The following is a 14782-nucleotide window of genomic DNA, read 5'->3' as shown; positions in this document are numbered from 1 at the left end:
GACGTCACGCGCGTGACGCCGTCGGGCCGCCTTCCCGAGATGAGCCGGTCAGGTCACCAGACCTTGTCGCCCCGGATGACCACGTCCGAACCGCCGTCGACGAAGACGACCTGCCCGCACATGTGGCTGTTCTCCGGGGAGACGAGGAAACGCAGGAGGTTCGCGGGAACCTCGGGACCCATGATCCCGCCGAGCGGCATGGGGACGTGTGACTCGACGGCCTTGGTCGACTCCTCGGTCGCGAGCATCTCCGCCGTCATACCGGTCTGGACGATGCCCGGGCCGATCGCGTTGAGGGGGATCCCGGCCCCGGCCCAGTCCGCGCTCGGCGCGACGCGGCGCAGCCAGTGCGCGACCGCTGCCTTGCTGCTGCCGTAGATGATGTCGCCCGTCCCGGCTGCGGCGAGCTCGGCGGCGCGTGCCAGTGCAGCGGACTCGTCACCCGCGAGCGTGAGGTCGACGAGCTGGTCGTCGACCGGCAGGAGGCTCGCCATGGAGCACGTCACGGCCGCGCGCGGGGCGTCGGACCCGGCCAGGAGCGGGCGCAGGCCCTCGAGCGTCGCCAGGGCGCCGAAGTAGTTGACCGCGAGCGTCGCCGGGCTGCCGTTCGACAGGCCCGCGTTGGCGACGACCGCGTCGATCGTGCCGCCGCTGAGCGCGGTGACCTGCTCGACGAGCCCGGTGCGGCCCGCGGCGGTGGTGAGGTCGACCGTGACGTCGGCGTCGCGCAGGTCGACGCCGATGACGCGGTGGCCGTCGGCCTCCAGCATCCCCTTGAGGGCCTTGCCGATGCCCGAGGCGGTTCCGGTGACGACGACGGTGCGCATGATGCCCTCCAGAGCAGCAGGTGCGGCCAGCTCTTCCTGGCCGTCCCCTTCAGGCTAGGCCGCAGAACCGTGGAAAACGGGCGCATGGGACCTCCGACGCGGTGATCGTGACGAAGGTCCCGCGCTCGGCCCTTGGTCGCCCACCTGCCGGGCGACCGCCTACCAGCCGCCCGGCGCGAGCACCTTCCGGATGCGTTTCTCGCTCACGGGCCCGTCGGTCCCGAGCTGCTGCGCGAACAGCGAGACCCGGAACTCCTCGATGAGCCAGCGCGCCTCGTCGAGCTCGGCGAGGCGGGCCGCGTCGGCCGGGCCGGCGGCGTAGGCGGCGCGCGCCTTGGCGTACGCCTCCTCGACGTCGTGCACGCGCCAGGCGAGCTCGGCGTCGCGGTGCGGGTTGGTCGCGGCCTTCTCGATCCGGTACGACGCCGCCCGCAGGTAGCGGGTCAGGTGCGGCAGGCGGTGGGCCGGGGTGCGGGACACGAAGCCCACGCCCAGGAGCCCGGCGACCTGGTCGCGGACGTCCTGGAGCGTGTTGAGCAGGGCGAGGCTGTTGGCCGAGCGGATCTCGCCGTCCAGGTTCCGTGCGGCCGTGAGAGCGGCGACGACGTGCCCGACGATCTGGTGCACCTCGTTCTCGAGGTGCCGCTTCACGAGCTCCCGCGCGGCGACGTACGCATCAGCACTCCGGATCTGCACAGCGTTCGGCAGCGGGCCGTACTGCGAGGTCTCGGCACCGGACGTGAGTGCGATGACGGCTGCGAGCTGGAGGTCGGCGACGAGCGCCTCGGTGTTCCGGTACGGGCTCGCGGCCATCGTCAGGGACTGCGTCCCGGTCCAGCGGCTCGTGACCCGCGCGCTCTGCAGGGCCGTCTCGCCGAGCAGCAGCCGCCGGACGCCGCGCGCGTGCTCGCGGTCCTGCGTCGAGCGGTCGGCGAGCACCCGGAGCGCGACCGACGGCTTGCCCTTCGCGTCGACCTCCTCGACGAGCGCGGGGTACCCGCGCACCACCATGCCGCCTCCGGCGGGCGTGGACACGACCTCGGGCAGCACGCCGTCAGGAAGCCCCGTGGGCCACGTGGTGAGCCCGGTCGCCTCGGCGACGACGACGGACGGAGCGCCGCTGTCGGGCACACCCGAAGCACCAGCACCCCCTGCGCCCTCACCGGGGCGAGGCGACCCGGAAGCGGAGGAGGGGGAGGCGGGGTCGGTGGCGAAGGTCGTGGTGGGCCTGGCGGGGGTCTGCGAGGAACGAGCAGACCCGGGAAGACCGAGTGCCGATCCCGCCTCCCCCTCCGCCCCGGCCGCAGCCTCGCGCAACGCCGCACCGACCGCCCCCTTGACCGCTGCCCGCACCGCCGCCTGCGCCTGGGGCGCGAGGCGTCGTTGGAGCGAGACGAGGTCCTTGGACTCGTCGAGCACGACCTCGCCTCCACGGCGTTCCTCGATGACGCGGAACGTCATGCGCAGGTGGGCGGGGAGGCGTTCGGTGCGGGCGTCGTCCCAGGCGTCGTCAGGGATGACGACGTCGCGCAGGGCGCGGACGGCGCGCGTGAACGCGACGTGGAAGGGCTCGGCCATGTCTCCCGCGCGGGTGACGTCCTCCCAGGCGGGGGTGTTCTCCCCGAGCCAGGCGACGACGTCGCGCGCGACGTCGGGGGCGGGGACGAGCTGGACGCGCACGGGCTTGGGCAGCGAGCGGATGGTCGCGGTCGCGAGCTCGTCGAGGAGGCCGGGGACCATCCAGTCGAAGCCGTCGGGGACGACACGGTTCAGCACGCTGACGGGGAGGTGTACGGTCACGCCATCGGCGTCTGTACCTGGCTGGAACTGGTAGGTCAGGGGAAGCGTGAGGTCGCCTTGGACCCAGGTCTCGGGGAACAGCGAGGTGTCGACGGACTCGGCGTCGGGCACGAGCTGTTCGAGCGTGAACGTGAGCAGGTCGGGGTCGTGGCGCCTGGCGGACTTCCACCAGGTGTCGAAGTGGCGGGCCGAGACGACGTCGTCGGGGATGCGCTCGTCGTAGAAGGCGAAGAGGACGTCGTCGTCGACGACGAGGCCGCGCTGGCGTGAGCGGGCCTCGAGCTCCTCGGCCTCCTCGAGCAGCCGGCGGTTCTCGTGGAAGAACTGGTGGTGCGTGGTCCACTCGCCCTGGACGAGGGCGTGGCGGACGAACATCTCGCGCGCGGCCTCGGGATCGACCTTGCCGTAGAGCACGGTGCGGTCGGCCACGATGGGTACGCCGTAGAGCAGGACCTTCTCCTTGGCCTGCGCAGCGCCCTGCTTGGTGGACCAGTGCGGCTCGGAATAGGTGCGCTTGACCAGGTGCGTCGCGAGCTCCTCGGCCCACTCGGGCTGGATCTTCGCGACGTCACGGCCCCACAGGCGGCTGGTCTCGACGAGCTCGCCCGCCATGACCCACACGGGGGGCTTCTTCGACAGGGGAGAGCCGGGGAAGATCGCGAAGCGTGCGCCGCGCGCCCCCAGGTACTCGTTGCGGGCCTGCTTCTTGGCCCGCTTCATGGCGAGCTCCTTCTGCGGGCCGCGCAGGTGCGCGACGGACGACGCCTTGACCTCGGTCGCCTCCTGCATGCCGATCTGCGAGAGCAGCCCGGCGAGGAGGGACTGGTGGATGGTGTCGTCGTCCCAGGTGAGGCGGCGCTCGACGGGCTGGTCGGTCGCCTCGGCGATCGTGGTGCCCGACGGCGCAGCGCCCTTCGCGCTCGCGTCGCCCCGGGTGCGGGGCGTGTAGGACATGTCGATGCCGAGGGGCTTGCTCATCTCACGGAGCTGCGCGACGACGTCCTGCCACTCGCGCACGCGCAGGAAGTTGATGTACTCGGCCTTGCACAGACGCCGGAACGCCGACGACGACAGCTCGTGCTGCTGCTCGCGCACGTACTCCCACAGGTTGAGGTAGGTGAGGAAGTCGGAGCGGGGGTCGGCGAAGCGGGCGTGGAGCTGGTCGGCCTGGGCGCGGTACTCGGCGGGGCGCTCGCGCGGGTCCTGGATGGACATGACGGCCGCGATGATCGCGACCTCGCGCGCGACGCCGCGGCGCGATCCCTCCCAGATCATGCGGGCCAGGCGCGGGTCCATGGGGAGCTGGGCGAGGACGCGGCCGATCTCGGTCAGGCGCGTGACGGCGCGACCGGGCTGTGCGTCCTTGTCGGCGCCGCTGCGACCGGCAGGCTCCGCCACGGTCTCGAGCGCGCCGAGCTCGGTCAGGAGCTGCACGCCGTCGCGGATCGAGCGCGTGTCCGGGGGCTCGACGAACGGGAAGCGCGCGACGTCGTCGGGCGAGGAGACCACGCCCACCGAGATCATCTGCAGCAGGACCGACGCGAGCGACGTGCGCAGGATCTCCGGCTCGGTGAACTCGGGGCGCGAAGCGAAGTCCTCCTCGGAGTACAGGCGGATCGCGATGCCGTCCGCGACGCGGCCCGAGCGCCCCGAGCGCTGGTTGGCGCTGGCCTGCGCGATGGGCTCGATCGGCAGGCGCTGCACCTTGGTCGCCTTGGAGTAGCGCGAGATGCGGGCCGTGCCGGGGTCGACGACGTAGTGGATGCCCGGGACCGTCAGCGACGTCTCGGCGACGTTGGTCGCGAGCACGACGCGGCGCGAGGAGTGCGCCTGGAACACGCGGTGCTGCTCGGCCGAGGACAGGCGCGCGTAGAGCGGCAGGATCTCGACGAAGTCGGGGCGCTTGGCGTCGCGCGTGCGCTCGCCCAGGCGGGACTCGAGCGCGTCGGCCGTGTCGTGGATCTCGCGCTCGCCCGACAGGAACACCAGGACGTCGCCCGGGCCCTCGGCCATGAGCTCGGTGACGGCGTCGACGATGCCCGTGACGAGGTCCTTCTCCTGTGCGCCCTTCGCGGGGGCGCGCTTGGCCTTGCCCGACTCCGGGTCGACATCGGGCGACAGCGGCCGGTACCGGATCTCCACGGGGAACGTGCGACCCGTGACCTCGATGACGGGAGCCGTCTCGGGAACGTGAGCGTCGCCGTCGGGCCCCTCGTCCGTCGGCTCGGCCGCGGCCAGCTCGTCGGCCGTGAGCGGCGGGAGCGGGCCGCCCGGCGCGAAGTGCCGCGCGAACCGCTGCGAGTCGATCGTCGCCGACGTGATGATGACCTTGAGGTCGGGGCGCTGCGGCAGGAGCCGCGTGAGGTACCCGAGCAGGAAGTCGATGTTGAGCGAGCGCTCGTGCGCCTCGTCGATGATGAGCGTGTCGTACGCGAGGAGCTGCGGGTCGCGCTGGATCTGCGCGAGCAGGATCCCGTCGGTCATGACCTTGACGAGGGTCTGGTCGCTCGACTGGTCGGTGAACCGGACCTGGTAGCCGACGATCTCGCCGAGCGGCGTGCCGATCTCCTCGGCGATGCGCTCCGCGACCGTGCGCGCCGCGATGCGTCGCGGCTGCGTGTGCCCGATCTGGCCCTTGCGGCCGCGGCCGAGCTCGAGCGCGATCTTGGGGAGCTGCGTCGTCTTCCCCGAGCCCGTCTCGCCCGCGACGATCACGACCTGGTTCTCCGCGATCGCCTTCGCGATGTCCTCGCGCCGCGCCGAGACGGGGAGCTGCTCGGGGTACGTGATGCGCGGCACGACGACCTGCGCACGCCGCTCGGCGGCGCGCGCGAGCTGGGCGGGGTTCACCTGCTGGCGGCGGGCGCCGCGCTGGCCGCCACGCTTCGAGGAGCGCTGCTCGATGCCCGACGGCGGACGCTCGCCCCTCGACGTCTTCCCACCCTCGGGTGTCTTCGCGCCCTGGGCTCGGGGCCGGTCCGTGCCCGGTGCGGAGCCCACCGGGCGGCCGGTGGCGGGGGCCGACCCCGGGGCGGCGCTCTGGTCGGTGACCTGGGGCTTTGCCCGTCCACGACCGCCGCGTCGGCGGCGCTGCCCCGAGCGCTCCCGCTGCGCACCGCCGGGCTCGCCAACGGGCTCGCCGGCGGGGGTGCTCGCAGGGCTGTCCGCGGTCCTGACCTGGTTCTCGTCCAAGGCGGGCCGTGCAGGGCCGTGCGGTTCGGTGCTCACGACCAACCATTCTCTCAAGGGGTCGCAACCTCAATTGCCTCGCGGGCGTCGTGGACGTCGCGGGTCTGTCCGCGGTGCGCGGGCGCCAGACCCGGGCCTTGCGGCCGCCCCGCCACGGGCGCACCCTGAGGACATGGCCACGTCCTGGGTCGAACGCTGGCGGCTGGAGCTCGATCAGCTGCGGTGGTTCCCCGCGGCCCAGGAGATCCGGGCGGTGCGGCGAGAGGACCCGCAGGACGTCGTGCTCCGCTCGACGTCGGCCCGTCTCGTCTGGGAGCCATGGCGGCTGCTGCCCGTGTACGCGGTCCACGCGGTGGACGTGCGTGTGCCCCTCGTCGAGGGCGAGCATCGCGACGGGCAGGTGCGGCACGGCCTCATCCCGCACCCGTTGCACTTCGAACGACACACCTGCCCGGGGACCGAGATGTGGTTCGAGGGAGCGGTCGCCGCCGCGGACGGCCCGAGCGCCCCGTTCTTCCGTCCCGACGACGAGGGTCTCGCGGGCGACGTCCTGGTCGACTTCCAGGCGTTCGACTGGTTCGCCGAGGACCAGCGTCTGGCCGCTCACCCGCGCGACCCCTTCAAGCGGGTCGACGTCGTACCCAGCTCGCGCCACGTCGTCGTCTCCCTGGGCGGCGCGGTGCTCGCCGACAGCGACCGGGCCATGGCGCTGACCGAGACCTACCTGCCGCTGCGCTGGTACGTCCCCCGCGAGGACGTGCGGTGGGAGGCCCTGACGCCGAGCCCGACGACGAGCGACTGCGCCTACAAGGGGCACGCCCGCTACTGGTCGCTCGCGTCGGGCGACCCCGACGGCGCCGACATCGGCTGGAGCTACGAGGACCCGCTGTCGGACGGCGAGAGGGTGCGCGGGTACGTCGCGTTCTGGTGCGAGCGGACCGACCTCACGCTCGACGGCACCCGGATGCCACGCCCCGAGAGCCTGTTCTTCCCCCGCGGGCGCCGCTGACTTGAGCCGCCTCGGGTGGCTCCCCGCCCGGAGCCGACCACGGCTGGTCGGCGAGCCCGCCCAATCTCAGCCCACCCGGACGCTCAGGACGAGCTGCTCGCCGACGTCGAGCCGGACGTCCGAGAGCGTGACGCCCGGCGGCAGCGACGATGCGAGGTCGATGCGCTTGCCGTCGACCTCCTCGAGCTTTCCGCGAACGGCCAGCAGGAGGGCGGCGACGACCGGGTTGCGGCTCGATGCGCCCACGTCGGTCAGGGTGAGGACCATGGCCTGGTCGATCGACGCGGTCGCCGTGATCTGGGCGCTCGCGGACAGGAAGCCCTTGCGGATCTTCGCCGACGCCACGATCGACGCGGCGCGCGGGCCACGGGACGCGAGGTCCACGTCGAGCGACGTGAGCGTGAAGCCCTGGTCCGCGAGGGCCTTGGTCGCGAGCTCGCGGGCCGTGGTGACGAGCGCGTCGCGGCTCGCCGCGGCGCGCAGGTGACCGCTCACGGGGTGCTCGGTGCTCTGGCCGGACTCCTCGATCGAGAGCGACCCGTCCGCCCCTTCGACCCAGGTGAAGCGCAGGTCGCGGATCTCGGCATCGAGGTCGACGGCGACGCCGGCGAGTGTGACCGGGTGGCCCTGGGCGCGGATCGTCCGGGCCACGGCCTGCTCGCGCGCGGTCACGTGCTCGACGTTCTCGGCCGGGTCGGGCGCGTCCGCGGCGCCCATCGCGCGAACGACGAGCCCGGTCACGTCGACGTCGAGGCTCTGGACGTCGGGGCTGCCGGGGACGGTCGCGGCGTCGATGCGGACACGGTCGAGCCCCGTGGCGTGGTCGCCCAGGTTCTTGGTCATGACCTCACGCAGCCGGTCGGCGAGCGCGGGGCCGGTGTCCGGGCGTGGGGCACGGCCGAACGGGAGGACGTCGTGGGCGGGGCTCAGGTCGTCGGACATGCGCCGAGCCTACGACGAGGGTGACGGACACGACCGCCGAGGGTGACGGACCGGTTCGCCGAGGGTGACGTACGAGCGCGCCGAGGGTGACTGACTGGCACGCCGAGGGTGACCGTGCAGTCACCGTCGGCACCCGACACGGTCACCCTCGGCGGGTGGGGACCTCCGCGAACGCCCGCACCGGGAACGTGCCGAACCCCTTCACCTTGGGCGGCACGGCCGTGAACCGCGCACCGCGCGGCGGCACGTCGCCCAGGTTCGTCAGGTGCTCGACGACGTGGATCCCCGCCGCGAGGAGCAGCGAGTGGGCGGGCCGCGCCCCGCCGGACGTCACGGGGTCGGTGTCGTCGATGTTCAACGAGTCGATCCCGACGAGCGTCACGCCGGCGTCGACGAGGTGCTGCGCACCGGCCTCCGTGAGGAACGGCGCGGGCTCGCCGTAGGCCGGGGTGCCGAAGTGCCGGTCCCACCCGGTCTGGAGCAGGACCGCGCTCCCGGCGAGGTCGCGGTCGCCGAAGACCTCGGCACCGATCCCGCGCGCACCGCCCCGCGAGGGGTCGACGGTCTCGCTCAGCCGGAACAGCTCGGCGGGCAGCCCGACGAGGGTCTCGAGCTCGAGCCCGGACAGGTCGGTCCCGCCGTCGTACCGGTGGAAGGGGCTGTCGAGGTAGGTCCCGGTGTTGCCGATCATCGTCAGCACGTCCATCGCGAACTGCGTGCCGGGCGCGTACTTCGCGACGGAGTCGGCGCGCGTCAGGAAAGGGGTGATGGTCGGTGCGGGCAGGCCCGGGTAGGTCACGAGCCCCTCGCGCACGGTGTGGCTCAGGTCGACGAGCCGCGTCGCGCGGGGAGACCGGGCACCCGGGCCGTCACCCTGGGCGCCCGGGCTGTCACCCTCGGCGGCGACACGGTCGCCCTCGCCCACCCCCCGGCTCCCCACGTGCGGTTCCTCGACGATCGTCAGCCCCGTGATCTCGACCGACCCGACCAGTGCGAGGCCCAGGTGGCGGACGAGGAGTCGAGCGACGTCGTCGGGCCGGAGGTCGCCCGACGGGACGTCGAGGCGGAAACCCTCCGCGCGGAGGCTGCCGCCGTTGGCGAAGGTCACGTAGGCGTCGAAGTGCGCGCGCTGGTCGGTCATCACCGGAGTGTCGCACCGCGGGCGGGCCCTCGGGAAGACGCAGCGAGGCCGCCGCCCGGAAAGGGGCGACGGCCTCGTGGCGACGGGAGGTCAGTACGAGCTGAGCTCGCCCGACGAGGCCACGGCGACGATCAGGACGATGTAGAGGATCCAGCCGATCGTGCCGATCACCGTGAAGACGATGCTCAGGATGAGGCCCCACTTGGCGAGCTGGTTGTCGAAACCGGCCTCACGGGACTTCTTCCGGGCGATCGCGCTGACGACGATGCCTGCGATCGCGAAGACGAAAGCAAGCACGAAGCCGACGATGCCGAGCGTCTTGCCCGGGTCCTCGACGGGGGCGCCGTAGTACTGCGGGGCGGGAGCGGACTGCGGGGCCTGCGGGGACCCGTAAGGGGTGGTCATGGGGGTTTCTCGTTTCTCTCGCGCACCCGATCCTTGTCGGGTGCGTGGGGGATCGTGGCGGCGGGCGCCACGAAGTGCGGTGCTCATTCTGGAGGAGAACGGCACCGCTGCACAGGGGGATTTCTCCCCATGCGGGTGAAAAACGAGACGCAGGTCCTCGTCAGGCTCGGAGAACGCGGCCGGTCGAGCGGTCAGGACGCTGCGCGGCTCGTCTCGCCGCGGAGGTGGTCGATGGTGTTCTGCACGTCGCGCAGCGTGGAGCCGACGTCGGCTCCCTGGGCCACGGTCTTGTCGGCGACGTAGCGGAGCTGGGCCGAGGCGGCGTCGAGCGCGACCTGTGCGTCGGTGAGGGCGATGACCGCCCGGCCGTCGCCGAACTGGTCGGTGGCCGCCTGGGCGAGCGCGGCGTTGGCCTCGTCGGTCGCGGCCTGGGCGTTCCCGACGGCGTCCTCGACCTCGCTGCGCAGGCCGGCAGGGAGGGTGGAGAGCTGGGTCGCTGCCTTCTCGAGGTCCTCGCCGATCGAGTCGACCTGACACTGGGTGTCCTCGAGGAACTGGGTGACCTCTGCGGCCGATGCGGTCGCGCTCAGCGGCAGCATCATCGCAAGGGCGAGGAAGCTGGCGGCGGCGAGCCGGGCGGCTGGTCCTGATGTCTTCGGCGACGTCATGTCGAGAAGTCTGCACGGCGAACCTGGGAAAAGACAGGGAGGACATGGACAGTTGGTGGAGATTTCGCCCACAGTCGAGGGGAGGCATGCGGCGCGGCCACCTCGGTCACCGCGGCGCGTCCGCGCGGGTAGCGTTGCCGTCGTGCCCCACCCCGTAGCCCCCGCCCTCGAGGCGACCCGATGATCCGCCGCGCCCTGGCGCGCGCCTACTGGGCCGTGAGCAGGTGGACGTTGCGCACCGAGCAGCCCCCGACCGACCGGCCCGGCATCCTCATCGGCGCCCCGCACACGTCCAACTGGGATTTCGTGCTCATGCTCGCGATCTCGACGAGCGTGGGCGTCAGGGTCCGCTGGCTCGGCAAGCACACGCTGTTCAAGGGCGTCATGGGGCCGTTCGCGCGGGCGCTCGGCGGTATCCCCGTGGACCGGACGGACCCGAGCCGCGTCGTCGACGACATCGTGTCGCGCGTACGCAGCGGCGAGGTGTTCTCGCTCGTCATCACACCCGAGGGCACGCGCAGCAAGGGCGAGTACTGGAAGTCGGGCTTCTACCGGATCGCGCGCGAGACGGGCATGCCCGTGACGCTCGGCTACGTGGACCGCACGACCATGACGGCGGGCCTCGGCCCCACGCTCGACCTCACGGGTGACGTGCGTGCCGACATGGACCGGGTGCGCGCGTTCTACGCGGACAAGGCCGGGTTCGACCCGTCGCGCCGTACCGAGCCGCGCCTGCGCGAGGAGGACCGTCCCGCGCCGGACGGGGCCACCGGAGGAGCCGACCGGACCGCCTGACGGACGCGGCGTCGTCGGGCCCGCTGGTCGCCTGCCCGACGGCGCAGCGCACGCCGGGCGCACCAGCGCGCCTCACGGCGCCCTCAGCCCGCCGCCGGGTCCGTCGGCGCGTAGACCCGCAGGCCGCCGGGCACCATGGTCAGCGTCGCGTCGGTGACCCGGTCGCCGTCGAGCTCGAGCGTCTCGCCGTCGTGCGCGAGGATCACCGGGTCGTGCGGTGTGCCGTCGCCGAACTGGAGCGACAGGTCGGGCGTGGTCCAGGCGTCGAGCGCGAGGTGGCGTTCGAGGGGCCGGACCCGCTCGGCGAGCGACGACGCGCCGCCGCCCGCGACCGTCTCCAGGAACAGGCGCGCCCGGCTGTACCGCTTCTCGGCGCGGCCCGTGCGGACGTCGAGCACGCCGTCGTCGAGCCGGACGCGCTCGACGGGGGCGAGGTTCTGCGGGACGTACCGGTTGACCCCCGCGAAGAAGGACCAGTAGGACCCGACGACCCCGTCGACCGACACCTTCAGCGGGGCCGCGGCCCGCAGCACGCGCGCCGTGGCCCAGACCGTCGCGGGCCACTTCCCGAGCCGCTTCTCGGCACGTTCGCGCTGCGACACGAGCTCGGGGTAGATGCCGAGCGAGAACGTGTTGAGGACCGTCATCGGGTCGTGCCCGTCGACGCGGAGCTCGGCGACGTCGACGCGCACGCCCGACCCGGTCCGGACGGCGTCGACCGTCGCGGACATCGACGTGAGGTCGGCCGCCTTGGCGAAGTGGTTGAGCGTGCCACCCGGGAAGACCACGAGCGGGAGGTCGTGCTCGCGCGCCGCGGCGGCAGCGGTCGCGACGGTCCCGTCGCCGCCGCTGATCCCGAGCGCTCGGGCGGGGCGGGCCCCGCTGTCGCCGTCGGACGCGCCGCCGCGCGCCGCCCGGTCGTAGATCTCGCGCAGGTCGTCGCCCTCGGCGAGCACGTGCACCTGGGCCTTCGGGAGGTCGCGGCGCAGGACCTCGAGCGGGTCCTCCTTGAGGATCCGCCCGGACCCGGCGGCCGTGTTGACGACGACGAACAGGCCCTCGCCGTCGAGGAGCGCGGGCACGTCCGTGGGCGGACCGGCGGGCACGTCCCGCTCGGGCCCCGGCGGGGAGGGCACGAGCCACCGGCCGAGCACCGCGAGCCCGACCCCGAGCGCCGCGCCCCCGACGACGTCCGAGAACCAGTGCGCACCCACGTGCAGCCGTGAGTACACGACGGCCCCCGCGACGGGAGCGACGACCAGCCCGGCCGCGGGCCACTCCAGGGCCACGCCCGCGGCGAACGCCCCCGCGGTGGCCGAGTGGCCCGAGGGGAAGGACGGCGTCGTCGGGTAACGGCGTAGGCGACGCACGAGGGGCAGCGGGTCGGCGGAGGGGCGGTCGCCGCCGAACAGTCCCTTGCCGAGCAGGTTCGCGGTCGCGCTCGCGGCGGCGACGCTCACGAGCCCCCGCACCGCGGCGCGGCGCCCGCGCGCGCCGGTCGCGGCCAGCCCTGCGCCGAGCCCCATCCACAGGACGCTGTGGTTCGCGGCGGTCGTCAGGCGCACGAGGGCCGCGTCGGCCCGCGGCCCGAGCTGTCGCCGATATGTCCGGTCGTTCATGCGGCGGTCGAGGCGGGCGACGGCCGGGAACGCCTCGTGGGGCTTGACGAGGCCCGTGAAGCGCGGCTTCCGTCGCGGGGTCTGGGGTGGCGGGACGGGAGCGGACGACATCCAGCCACGGTAGGACGGTCCCGCCCCGCCCGCCCACCCACGCCACGCCGAGGGCGCCTGCGCACCCGGGGGAGCGGCGCCGTCGGGCCTCTTCGCGCGGCCCGGCACCCTCGTTCTGACACAACTCCGATAAGTTCTCCCTATGGGCACCACCCCCGACCCGATCCGGGTCTTCCTGCTCGACGACCACGAGGTCGTCCGCCGCGGCGTCGCCGCCCTCCTCGAGGCCGAGGACGACATCACGGTCGTCGGCGAGGCGGGGACCGCCGCCTCCGCGCTGACGCGCATCCGCGCCGTCCGGCCGGACGTGGCCGTGCTCGACGTGCGCCTGCCCGACGGCTCGGGCGTCGAGGTGTGCCGCGACGTGCGCTCCGAGATGCCGGAGATCGGTTGCCTCATGCTCACGTCCTTCGCGGACGACGAGGCGCTGTTCCAGGCCGTCCTCGCGGGCGCCTCGGGCTACGTGCTCAAGCAGATCCACGGCTCGGACCTCGTGGGCGCCGTGCGGACCATCGCGGGCGGCGGCTCGCTGCTCGACCCGGTCAGCACCGCGCGCATCCTCGACCGGCTGCGCACGCCGCAGGCTCAGGAGGTCGACCGCCTCGAGGGGCTGTCGCCGCAGGAGCGCCAGATCGTCGACCTCATCGGCGAGGGGCTCACGAACCGGCAGATCGGCGAGCGCCTGTTCCTCGCGGAGAAGACCGTCAAGAACTACGTGTCGCACATCCTCGCGACGCTCGGGCTGCAGCGCCGCACGCAGGTCGCGGTCCTCGCGACCGAGCTGCGCACGGAGGACCGCCCGCGCGGCTGAGCGGTGTGCCGCGGCGGTCCCGCGGCGTCGAGCAGCACCGTGATGCCCGACGGCGGGGCGCACGTGGGTGCGCGGGTCGCGCAGCGTTCGGGGGTGTTCGACAGATGATCGACAACCCTGGGGGGGACATCCCGCGGAGCACCGTCGGCGATGCTCCGGCCCTAGCTGGTGCCGGCTGACGGTCAGGCGTTCGGGATCCGCCACACGAGCGCGGTACCGCGACCCGCCTCCGCGGCCTCCGCCGGCCCCACCGCGAGCGTCCCGCGCAGCGCCTCGGCGCGCGTCGCGAGGTTGTGCAGGCCGCCGCGGTGGTCGCCCGCGTCGACGCCCGCGCAGCCGATCCCGTCGTCGACCACGGACAGCGTGATGGCGTCGTCGGTCACGCGCAGCCGCACGTCGACGCGCGACGCACGCGCGTGGCGGGCCACGTTGGTCAGGGCCTCTCCGACGACGACCACGAGCTGGTCCGCGACCTCGGCGGGCACGAGCGACGAGTCGTCGCTCTCGATGATGATCGAGGGCGAGAACCCGAGCGCGGACGTCACGGCGCCGGCCGCCGCGGTCAGCCGCTCCTGGAGGCTCGCCTCGGGGGGAGTGGTGGCCTGGAGCGCGAAGATCGTCGAGCGGATCTCGCGGATCGTGTCGTCGAGGTCGTTGACGGCCTCCTCGACGCGCGAGCGCACGAGCTCGTTCTCGATGTGCTTGGTCGTGCTCATGAGGGTCATCGCGGACGCGAAGATGCGCTGGATGACGACGTCGTGCAGGTCGCGGGCGATGCGCTCGCGGTCCTCGAGCACGGCGACGCGGCGCCCGTCCTCGTACAGGCGGGCGTTGTCGACGGCCACGCCCGCGGCGGCGGCCAGGGCCCGGACGGCGGCCTCGTCGTCGCGCGTGAAGGGCGAGCCGTCGCGCTTGTCGGTCAGGTACAGGTTGCCGTACACGGAGTCGCGGACCTGGATGGGGACGCCGAGGAACGTGTGCATGGGCGGGTGCCCCGCGGGGTAGCCGGACGCGGCCGGGTAGCCCTCGATCTTGTCGACGCGCAGCGGGTGCGGGTTGCGGATGACCTCGCCCAGCAGGCCGTGCCCGTGGGGCCAGTGGTCGATGGCCTCGACCTCGGAGTCCTTCATGCCGACCGGCACGAACCGGCCGAGGCGGTCCCCGTCGCGCACGCCGAGCGCCCCGTACCGGGCGCCGGTGAGGTCCATCGCGGCCTCGACGATGCGGCGGAGCACGGTGTCGAGGTCGAGGTTGCTCGTGATGGCGACGACGGCGTCGAGCACGCGGTGCGCGACGGCAGAAGGAAGAGACTCGGTCACCCACGTGAGTCTGTCAGACGTTCGGACCGGAACCGGCCTCGGCAGGACCGGGACGTCGCTCTCTCGTGCGTGGTAGGTCTTCAGGTACTCCATGACTACCCCCTCGATCTCCGTGAGCTCCGGGTGTGTCCCCGGCCGGTCGGCGG

The 14782-nt window shown here is 73.2% G+C and carries 11 protein-coding genes; 3 read left to right on the top strand and 8 right to left on the bottom strand.

The features are described 5' to 3' along the window. Positions 1-53: 53 nt before the first annotated feature. Entirely contained in the window at positions 54-827 is a 774-nt protein-coding gene (locus ACFRCR_RS09800; RefSeq protein WP_377677136.1) for an SDR family oxidoreductase, read from the bottom strand. 159 nt (positions 828-986) lie between these two features. After that, positions 987-5855: an ATP-dependent RNA helicase HrpA gene (hrpA, locus tag ACFRCR_RS09795; protein ID WP_377677135.1), complete on the bottom strand. Its 4869-nt coding sequence runs from the start codon at positions 5853-5855 to the stop codon at positions 987-989. A gap of 133 nt (positions 5856-5988) precedes the next feature. Between hrpA and ACFRCR_RS09790 the strand changes: the two genes are divergently transcribed. Next, a complete protein-coding gene (locus ACFRCR_RS09790; RefSeq protein WP_377677133.1) occupies positions 5989-6825 on the top strand; it encodes a DUF427 domain-containing protein in 837 nt (278 codons plus the stop codon). Positions 6826-6891: 66 nt separating this feature from the next. Here the strand turns inward: ACFRCR_RS09790 and ACFRCR_RS09785 are convergent, their stop codons facing one another. The 4 genes from ACFRCR_RS09785 to ACFRCR_RS09770 form a co-directional block, all read right to left on the bottom strand. Further along, positions 6892-7767, bottom strand: a complete 876-nt coding sequence (locus ACFRCR_RS09785; RefSeq protein WP_377677131.1) for a hypothetical protein — start codon at positions 7765-7767, stop codon at positions 6892-6894. A 142-nt stretch (positions 7768-7909) separates the two neighbouring features. Then, positions 7910-8908: a cyclase family protein gene (locus ACFRCR_RS09780; RefSeq protein ID WP_377677129.1), complete on the bottom strand. Its 999-nt coding sequence runs from the start codon at positions 8906-8908 to the stop codon at positions 7910-7912. A gap of 90 nt (positions 8909-8998) precedes the next feature. Further along, positions 8999-9313, bottom strand: coding sequence for a hypothetical protein (locus ACFRCR_RS09775; protein ID WP_377677128.1), 315 nt, complete (start codon positions 9311-9313; stop codon positions 8999-9001). 191 nt (positions 9314-9504) lie between these two features. Further along, on the bottom strand, positions 9505-9981 hold the full coding sequence (locus ACFRCR_RS09770) for a hypothetical protein (RefSeq protein ID WP_138826904.1): 477 nt from the start codon (positions 9979-9981) through the stop codon (positions 9505-9507). A gap of 180 nt (positions 9982-10161) precedes the next feature. On the opposite strand from ACFRCR_RS09770, the gene ACFRCR_RS09765 reads away from it, so the two are divergent. Beyond that, positions 10162-10776, top strand: coding sequence for a 1-acyl-sn-glycerol-3-phosphate acyltransferase (locus ACFRCR_RS09765; protein ID WP_377677126.1), 615 nt, complete (start codon positions 10162-10164; stop codon positions 10774-10776). An 83-nt stretch (positions 10777-10859) separates the two neighbouring features. Here ACFRCR_RS09765 and ACFRCR_RS09760 read toward each other — a convergent pair whose 3' ends face one another. After that, entirely contained in the window at positions 10860-12506 is a 1647-nt protein-coding gene (locus tag ACFRCR_RS09760; protein WP_377677124.1) for a bifunctional phosphatase PAP2/diacylglycerol kinase family protein, read from the bottom strand. Between the two features lie 142 nt (positions 12507-12648). Between ACFRCR_RS09760 and ACFRCR_RS09755 the strand changes: the two genes are divergently transcribed. Next, complete coding sequence (locus ACFRCR_RS09755) at positions 12649-13317, top strand: response regulator (protein ID WP_377677122.1); 669 nt, start codon at positions 12649-12651, stop codon at positions 13315-13317. A 182-nt stretch (positions 13318-13499) separates the two neighbouring features. Here ACFRCR_RS09755 and ACFRCR_RS09750 read toward each other — a convergent pair whose 3' ends face one another. Beyond that, complete coding sequence (locus tag ACFRCR_RS09750) at positions 13500-14636, bottom strand: GAF domain-containing sensor histidine kinase (RefSeq protein WP_377677120.1); 1137 nt, start codon at positions 14634-14636, stop codon at positions 13500-13502. Between the last annotated feature and the right edge of the window lie 146 nt (positions 14637-14782).

The sequence above is a fragment of the Oerskovia sp. NPDC056781 genome, assembly GCF_042789955.1.
Taxonomy (GTDB): Bacteria; Actinomycetota; Actinomycetes; order Actinomycetales; family Cellulomonadaceae; genus Oerskovia; species Oerskovia rustica.
This window is presented reverse-complemented; position numbering and strand designations above follow the sequence as displayed.

Bases quoted from the DNA above. Each gene is read 5' to 3' on its own strand.
- ACFRCR_RS09790 (WP_377677133.1), top strand. From the start codon at position 5,989: ATGGCCACGTCCTGGGTCGAACGCTGGCGGCTGGAGCTCGATCAGCTG.
- ACFRCR_RS09800 (WP_377677136.1), bottom strand. From the start codon at position 827: ATGCGCACCGTCGTCGTCACCGGAACCGCCTCGGGCATCGGCAAGGCC.
- ACFRCR_RS09785 (WP_377677131.1), bottom strand. From the start codon at position 7,767: ATGTCCGACGACCTGAGCCCCGCCCACGACGTCCTCCCGTTCGGCCGT.
- ACFRCR_RS09755 (WP_377677122.1), top strand. From the start codon at position 12,649: ATGGGCACCACCCCCGACCCGATCCGGGTCTTCCTGCTCGACGACCAC.
- ACFRCR_RS09780 (WP_377677129.1), bottom strand. From the start codon at position 8,908: ATGACCGACCAGCGCGCGCACTTCGACGCCTACGTGACCTTCGCCAAC.
- ACFRCR_RS09760 (WP_377677124.1), bottom strand. From the start codon at position 12,506: ATGTCGTCCGCTCCCGTCCCGCCACCCCAGACCCCGCGACGGAAGCCG.
- ACFRCR_RS09765 (WP_377677126.1), top strand. From the start codon at position 10,162: ATGATCCGCCGCGCCCTGGCGCGCGCCTACTGGGCCGTGAGCAGGTGG.
- ACFRCR_RS09770 (WP_138826904.1), bottom strand. From the start codon at position 9,981: ATGACGTCGCCGAAGACATCAGGACCAGCCGCCCGGCTCGCCGCCGCC.
- ACFRCR_RS09775 (WP_377677128.1), bottom strand. From the start codon at position 9,313: ATGACCACCCCTTACGGGTCCCCGCAGGCCCCGCAGTCCGCTCCCGCC.